Origin of the sequence: Halorubrum sp. CBA1125 (genome assembly GCF_009742825.1) — an archaeon.
Classification (GTDB): domain Archaea; phylum Halobacteriota; class Halobacteria; order Halobacteriales; family Haloferacaceae; genus Halorubrum.
In genome coordinates this window covers 1-7040 of sequence record NZ_WPCE01000154.1, presented here as the reverse complement: position 1 = coordinate 7040, position 7040 = coordinate 1, and the positions used below count along the sequence as shown (strand labels likewise).

The following is a 7040-nucleotide window of genomic DNA, read 5'->3' as shown; positions in this document are numbered from 1 at the left end:
GATGGCGATCCGTCTCTCATCACCAGTGGCGATTCGAAGGCAGGCGACCGCGGCCGGGGGGTGGGACCCTCGGCGACGATACCCGTGGACAGGCCGTCGACGACCGCGGCCGCTCCGGAACGGCGCCCCTGCTCCGAGCGCAAGAGACTTACCGGCCGCACCCGTGCCAAGCGTACGCATGGATCTTCGCGTGCAGGGCGACGTGCCACCCGACCCGTTTCTCGGCGCCGCCGACCTCTTCGAGACCGAGTGCTCGCTCGACGACCCCGTCTACGTCAAGGTGCGCGACGACCCGGACGAGCGGACCTGGGCCGGCCACTACGAGGAGTACCACGTGCTGAACGTCTCGAAGCGCGCCGCCACGAGCGCGATGGCCCGCGAGCTCGCCGTCCACGAATTAGCCCACATGGCCCGCTACGAGGAGGGCCACGCCTCCCACGTCCAGTCGACGGAGGAGGCGCTGTTCCTCGGGCTCGCCGGCGAGACGGTCGAGCGCCGCAAGCTCGCGCACTGCTACCAGATCGCGAACCACATGAAAGACATCTACGCCGACGACATCACGCTCGCCGTCGCGCCCGCGGACAAGCTGTTGGGGTTCTTAGAGTCCACGCTCGCGGCCGCCGTCGCGGACCGCCCGTCGGTCTCGCGGGACGGGTCCCCGCCGGTGACCGCCGGCGCCGACCCGGAGATCACGGCCGTCAACGCCGCGTTCGCGCTCGCGCTCGTCGAGCGTCACGACATCGCGGGCGCGGACCACCGCATCTACGACCTCGCGCGCGCCGCCGGCAGCGACACCGACGCCGTCGACGTCGGCGCGTTCAAGCGGCGGTTCCTCGATCTCGGCCCCGACCCCTCCGAGAGCGACTACCGGAAGGCGCTCGTCTCCGCCGCCCGCGCCTACGCGGTGTGAGATCGACCGCGGAGTCGACGCGGGCGTGACGGATCTCCGGGGTTCGCCCTGACGCCCTGCGATCGCACCCGACCGTCCGACCGCCGCCGGTCACCCCCCGTCGTCGGCGGTCGCCTCGGCCGTCGAGTCGGCCGTGGTCGCTCCCTCCTCCGTGTCCGCACCGACCGACTCCTCGTCGTCGAGGACGGCCACCCGGGCGGACATGATCCGCGTGTTGTCCACGCGCTGGATCCGGATGCGGACGCCGTCGAACTCGATCTCCTCGCCCTCCTCGACGAGCCGTCCCGCGCGGTTGAACACGAACCCGGCGAGTGTCTCGAACTCCTCGCCCTCGGGGAGGTCGATCCCGAGCATCTCGTTGACCTCGTCGATGTTTACCTCGCCCTGCACGACGGCGACGTTCTCCTCGACGAACTCGATCGGCGCGGACTCGTCGCCCTCTAAGATCTCGCCGACGATCTCCTCGACCATGTCCTCTAAGGTGATGATCCCCTCAGTCGTCCCGAACTCGTCGATCACGGTGACCATCTGGAGGCGGTTGTCCTGCATCTCCGCGAGCAGCTCGTCGGCGTTCTTCGACTCGGGGACGTGTAACGTCGGCTTGACGACGCGCTCCAACGAGGGCTCGCCCTCGGAGTAGCGCAGCTCGCGGACCAGATCGCGGACGGTGACGACGCCGATGATGTTGTCGAGGTTCCCCTCGTAGACGGGGACGCGCTCGTGGTCCGCCTGGATGCACGTCTCGATCGCCTCCTCGACGCTCGACTCCTTCGCGACCGCGGTGACGTCGAGCCGCGGCGTCATCACCTCCTTGGCGATGGTGTTGTTGAACCGGAAGATGCGGTCGAGCATCTCGCGCTCCTCCTCTTCGATGACGCCCTCGCGCTCGCCCGTCTCGATGATGTCCTGGATCTCGTCGCGGGTGACGTAGGTCGACTCGATCGCCGCCGACCCGCCGATGACGCTGTTGATCCCCTTGACGATGTAGTCGAAGGTCACCACCAGCGGGTACAGAGCGTACTCAGAGAACTTCAGCGGGCGGGCGATTCGCAGCGCCCACGACTCCGTGTTCTCGACGGCGTACGACTTGGGCGCGCTCTCGCCGAAGATCAGCACGAGCGTCGTGATCCCGAACGTCGACGCGAGGACGGACTGGCCGCGAGAGAGGTAGATCCCGAACAGCGCGGTCGCGATGGCGGTCATCGCGACGTTGACGATGTTGTTGCCGACGAGGATCGTCACCAACAGCCGGTGCGGGTTCTCTTTCATCTCCTGGATCGTCTTCGCCCCCACGATCCCCTCGTCGACGAGGCTGTCGACGCGGTGTTGCGGCAGCGAGAACATCGCGATCTCCGAAGAGGAGAAGAACGCCGACAGCCCGACCAACACGAGGATCGCCAGGATACCGAGGACGGTAATCATGTCCACTCCCGGCACCGGGAGCTGGAGGACGTCGGCCGCCAGTGCGCTCGACGACAAGCCCATGTTCGTGTATCTTCTGTTGCGGTATGGTTAAAGGATTACCTTCGTGAGGCCCGCGAGCCGAGGACGAGGACGCGCTCGCCGTGTCGTCTTCGGGTTCGGTCCGCCACTCGGGTTCTGGATCCTCCGCGTCTCCCCGATCGCGTCGTCGTCGCCACGCGACCGTGCGCGTGCCGCTGCCGATACGATTACACGTCTCGCGGGCGAAACGGCTCGTATGTCGGAGCCACCGATCACCCTGTACCGGCTGCAGGCGTGCCCGTACTGCGAGCGGGTCGTCCGGACGCTGAACGAGCACGGCCTCGACTACCGGTCGCGGTACGTCGAGCCGATGCACTCGGCGCGAAACGTCGTGAAACGCGTCTCCGGCGCCCGCAGCGTCCCCGCGATCGTCGACCGCGAGACCGGCGTGACGATGTCCGAGAGCGCCAAGATCGTCGAGTACCTGGAGTCGACCTACGGCGAGGGAGGGGCCTGAGATGCCGGAGTTCGACGTCGTCTCCCTGCCCGAAACCGACCACGTCGCCGAGGGCGAAGCCGCCCCCGACTTCACTCGCCCGCTCGTCAACCAGGAGTACTGGGAGGACCGGACGCTCTCGGGTCTCGTCGACGAGCCGACCCTCCTCGTCTTCCACCCGATGGACGGCGCCTTTCAGGCGACGTATCTGTACAACACGGTCGACGACCACGGGTGGGCCGACGACCTGCAGGTGCTCGGCCTCTCCATCTCTACCCCGTACGCTCACAAGCGCCTGCTCGCCGAGCGCGGCGAGGGCGTCCGGATCTTCTCGGACCCCGGCGCCGGCGTGATCGAGGCGTACGGCACCGCACACGACATCGACGGCATGACCGGGGTCACCGAGACGCGGCCGGCCGTGTTCCTCCTCGACGCCGACCGCACCGTCGAGTACGCGTGGGTCGCGAGCGACCACCCCGAGTTCCCCGACGCCGAGGCGATCGACGACGCGATCGCCGACTTGCTGGACTGAGCGACGAGCCGTCAGAGACGAACCGACGTTCCGGACGGTGCGCGCGCTGACGAAGCGCTCGCACGCACTCGTCACCCTTTTTCAGGTCCGCGCCGAACGGCCGATCGTGACGGACGACACCGACGACGCTCCCGACCGCTCCTCCCGGAGCGGCGAGCCCCGCCACGACGAGGACATCCGCCGGGCCGCGCGCGCCGCGGCCGACGGCGAGCTCGTCGTCTACCCCACCGAGACGGTGTACGGGCTCGGCGCCGACGCGCTCGATCCCGACGCCGTCGAGCGGGTCTTCGAACTGAAGGGACGCGACCGCGAGAATCCGCTCTCGCTCGGCGTGACGAGCGTCGACGCCGCGCTGCGATACACCCGTCCGACCGAGTTCGCCGTCGCGTTCGCCCGCGCGTTCCTGCCGGGGCCCGTGACGGTCGTCGTCGAGCGCGACGAGGCGGTTCCCGACGTCCTCACCGCCGGAAGCGACCGCGTCGGGATCCGGGTGCCGGACCACGACGTCGCCCGCGCACTGCTCGACCGAGCCGGTCCGCTCACCGCGACGAGCGCCAACGTCTCCGGGACCGGGAGCGTCACCCACCCGGACGACCTCGGCGACCGGCTCTGCGAGGGCGTTGCCGCGGTCGTCGCCGACGGCGAGACCCCGGGTACGGAGAGTACCGTGGTGGATCCCGAAACGGGGACGATTCACCGGCGAGGTGCGATGGCCGGCGCAATCGCGGCGTGGCTCGACGACCCGCCGGTCGAGCAGTGAAACTGGACCGGGAGAAAACAGCGACAGCGTGCCGCTCAGACCGCCAGTTCGCCTTTCGCCTTGATCACGTCGATCTCCTCGGCGTCGACCGCGTCGACGTCGAGCCAGTGGGGGACGTACTCGCGTTTGTCGTAGGCTCGCGCTCGTCCTCGGTGCCGACGGTACACCAGAGCTGCGGCTCGTCCGGGCCGTGCCAGCCGCCCTGGACGTTAATTCCAAAACAGATCAGCTCCTCGCCGTCGTACTCGATCACCGCGTCCCGGCGGATTCCGGGATCCCCGCGGATGATGAGGTGTTGCATGTGCCGACGTTCGGGGGTTCGGTGCTTAATCGCTTCGATACGACGGATCGGCCGCCGGCGACTCGGAGGCCGTGAGCGCCGTCACCCGGAGTAGTAGTACTCCCCCTCGCGTTTCTGTTTGCTGTCCAGTTGCGATCCGGGCTTGTTGATGCGGGGCCGCCCGGTCCGCTCGTCGCGTCGGAAGGTGATATCCAGGTCCGCGAGGAACTCGTTCATGCCGTCGCGCATGTCTTGGGGCGGCGCGGCGTGGCCGTGCTCGGCCGGCTCGCCGTCGAACACCATCAGGCGGTCGGCCAAGAGATCGATCATGTAGATGTCGTGGTCGATCACCATCACGGTCGCGTCGTGGTTCTCGGCGTACCGGCGGATCGCCGTCGTCGCGCGGACGCGCTGCTCGACGTCGAGGTGTGCGGAGGGCTCGTCGAGCAGGTACAGGTCGGCGTCCTCGGAGAGACACGCCGCGATCGCGACGCGCTGGCGCTCGCCGCCGGAGAGGTCCGTGAGGTTCTGCTCCATGATCCGCTCCAGCTGGAGCGGCTGGGCGATCTCCGTGTTCCAGTAGGAGCTGCCGAACTCGTCGGTGATAGAAGAGAGGAACGCGTCGACGCGCATCGGCTGGTCGATATCGATGTACTGGGGCTTGTACGCGATGTCGAGCGCGAAGTCGAGCTCGCCCGCGTCCGGCTCCAGCGAGCCCGCGAACAGCTTCGCGAGCGTCGACTTCCCGATCCCGTTCGGTCCCACGACGCCGAGCACCTCGGAGTGGTTGATCGCGCCGCCCTCGACGTGGAGCTCGAACTCGCCCTCGCCGTACGACTTCGAGAGGTCGGGGTACTCGATCAGCGTCTCGCTGCGCGAGGCGACGCGGGGGGCGTGCTCCTCGAAGGTAATCGCGGAGGGGCGGATCCGCATGTTCTCGTTGTCGAGGTACCCCTTCAGGTACTCGTTGATCCCGTTGCGGACCGACTTGGGGTCGGTGATGACCCCGTACGCGCCCGGCTCCCCGTACGCGACGTGGAGGGTGTCGGCGAGCAGATCGAGGATGGCGAGGTCGTGCTCGACGACGAGCATCGACCGGTCGGCCGCGTCGTCGTCCGCCAGCTCGCGGATGAGCCGGGCGACGATCATCCGCTGGCCGATGTCGAGGTAGGGGGTGATCTCGTCGAGGAAGTAGAAGTCGGCGTCCCGGGCCAGACACGCCGCGATGGCGACGCGCTGGAGTTCGCCCCCGGAGATGGAGCCGATGTCCTGGTCCATCACCGGCCGGATGTTGAGCCGGTCGACGAGCGAGTCGAGCGCGCCCCGCTCGTCGGTGCGCTCCAACAGCTCGCGGGTGTTGCCGTCGAACTGACTCGGGATCTGGTCGACGTACTGGGGCTTGCGCGCGACCGTCACGTCGCCCTCCTTCAGCGACTCGAGGTAGTTCTGCAGCCCCGTGCCGCGGAACCGATCGAGCACGTGCTCCCACTCGGCTTCGGTCTCGTGGTCGCCGAGGTTCGGGACCATCTCGCCGGCGAGCGCGTGGACCGCCGTCGACTTCCCGATCCCGTTCGGGCCGAGGATACCGGTGACGGTGCCGGCCTCGGGCGTGGGGAGCCCGTACAGCGCGAACGCATTCTCGCCGTAGCGGTGGACCGGTTCCTCGTCGAGCTCCGAGGGGAGGTTGATGATCTCGATCGCGTCGAACGGGCACTTCTCGACGCAGATACCACAGGTCTCTCCGAGGCAGATCTCCTCGGAGATGTGGATCTGGTCGGGGTCGCCTTCGAGGGCGTCCTCCCCGCGCTCGGTGATACACTCCTTGCCCGTCCGGTTCGGCGGGCAGTAGTTCGCACACTCGTAGTTACACCGGTCGGGCTGGCACCGATCCAGGTCGACCACGGCGATACTGTCGTCTGCCATCTCAGACCCCCAGATCGACGGCGGACGTCAACAGGACGGTGTAGCTGATGAACCACAGCGTGAACGTGAGAAACGCCACGTAGAGGTTGTCTTTGACGCCGAAGTCGCCGACGCGACGGCCTTGTACACCGGATACTGGACCAGCAGGAACGCGCCCAGCACCACGACCGCGGTGGTGCTCGCGGCGTCGGCCGGGTCGGTGCCGACGAAGGCGGCCGAGACGACGCCAGCGGCGATCCCCGCGAGACAGCAGATCGTCGTGACGACTACGCCTCGGGCGTGGCCCGACATCCCCGAGTCGTCGCTCATACCAACGGATCCGCCACGACCCGTGAAAAGCCGTTCGTTCCGGCCGTCTCGGAGGCGGATCGCGGTCGGTCCGCCGGACGCCGCGCTCCCGTCGTCCCCGCGAGCCGTCCTCGTGACCACGAGCGACGAGGCTCAGGTCGCCGAGCTTCGTCCTCACAGCAGCGAGGCGCTACGCGCCTCTGGCAGCCGGCGGCAACGCCGCCGGCGACTGCCTCTTTGAGTCCCATCCCCGCACAGACCGTCCCGCACCTCACGCCTCCCCAGCCTCGTCACCGGCGCGGAGCGCCGGTTGCAAGCGAGAGCTTCGCTCTCGCCCTGTCGCTGGCGGTAACCGCCGCCAGCGACTCCCTCGCGCTCGGGTTCGCGAGCGCTGTCGCGCCCGCTCAC

General features: G+C 68.3%; 6 protein-coding genes and 2 pseudogenes. 4 read left to right on the top strand and 4 right to left on the bottom strand.

Features of this window, described 5'->3' with window-relative positions:
• Positions 1-178: 178 nt before the first annotated feature.
• Positions 179-910, top strand: a complete 732-nt coding sequence (locus tag GJ633_RS12440; RefSeq protein ID WP_156589086.1) for a DUF5781 family protein — start codon at positions 179-181, stop codon at positions 908-910.
• Positions 911-1000: 90 nt separating this feature from the next.
• Here the strand turns inward: GJ633_RS12440 and GJ633_RS12435 are convergent, their stop codons facing one another.
• Positions 1001-2395: a hemolysin family protein gene (locus GJ633_RS12435; RefSeq protein WP_231741354.1), complete on the bottom strand. Its 1395-nt coding sequence runs from the start codon at positions 2393-2395 to the stop codon at positions 1001-1003.
• 214 nt (positions 2396-2609) lie between these two features.
• On the opposite strand from GJ633_RS12435, the gene GJ633_RS12430 reads away from it, so the two are divergent.
• From GJ633_RS12430 to GJ633_RS12420, 3 genes are all read left to right on the top strand, one after another.
• Positions 2610-2870 carry a glutathione S-transferase N-terminal domain-containing protein gene (locus GJ633_RS12430; RefSeq protein WP_156589085.1) on the top strand — a complete coding sequence of 87 codons (261 nt, stop codon included), beginning with the start codon at positions 2610-2612 and terminating at the stop codon, positions 2868-2870.
• Between the two features lies 1 nt (position 2871).
• On the top strand, positions 2872-3381 hold the full coding sequence (locus GJ633_RS12425) for a redoxin domain-containing protein (RefSeq protein WP_156589084.1): 510 nt from the start codon (positions 2872-2874) through the stop codon (positions 3379-3381).
• 106 nt (positions 3382-3487) lie between these two features.
• The gene (locus GJ633_RS12420) at positions 3488-4141 is read left to right on the top strand and encodes an L-threonylcarbamoyladenylate synthase (protein WP_394351155.1); all 654 of its coding nucleotides are present in this window, start codon (positions 3488-3490) and stop codon (positions 4139-4141) included.
• Between the two features lie 35 nt (positions 4142-4176).
• On the opposite strand, the pseudogene GJ633_RS12415 reads toward GJ633_RS12420, so the two are convergent.
• The 3 genes and pseudogenes from GJ633_RS12415 to GJ633_RS12405 form a co-directional block, all read right to left on the bottom strand.
• Positions 4177-4442, bottom strand: a pseudogene (locus tag GJ633_RS12415) (HAH_0734 family protein).
• An 81-nt stretch (positions 4443-4523) separates the two neighbouring features.
• On the bottom strand, positions 4524-6344 hold the full coding sequence (locus GJ633_RS12410; RefSeq protein WP_156589083.1) for a ribosome biogenesis/translation initiation ATPase RLI: 1821 nt from the start codon (positions 6342-6344) through the stop codon (positions 4524-4526).
• 1 nt (position 6345) lies between these two features.
• A pseudogene (locus GJ633_RS12405) lies at positions 6346-6653 on the bottom strand (hypothetical protein).
• Positions 6654-7040 lie beyond the last annotated feature (387 nt).

Bases quoted from the DNA above. Each gene is read 5' to 3' on its own strand.
- GJ633_RS12440 (WP_156589086.1), top strand. From the start codon at position 179: ATGGATCTTCGCGTGCAGGGCGACGTGCCACCCGACCCGTTTCTCGGC.
- GJ633_RS12435 (WP_231741354.1), bottom strand. From the start codon at position 2,395: ATGGGCTTGTCGTCGAGCGCACTGGCGGCCGACGTCCTCCAGCTCCCG.
- GJ633_RS12430 (WP_156589085.1), top strand. From the start codon at position 2,610: ATGTCGGAGCCACCGATCACCCTGTACCGGCTGCAGGCGTGCCCGTAC.
- GJ633_RS12425 (WP_156589084.1), top strand. From the start codon at position 2,872: ATGCCGGAGTTCGACGTCGTCTCCCTGCCCGAAACCGACCACGTCGCC.
- GJ633_RS12410 (WP_156589083.1), bottom strand. From the start codon at position 6,344: ATGGCAGACGACAGTATCGCCGTGGTCGACCTGGATCGGTGCCAGCCC.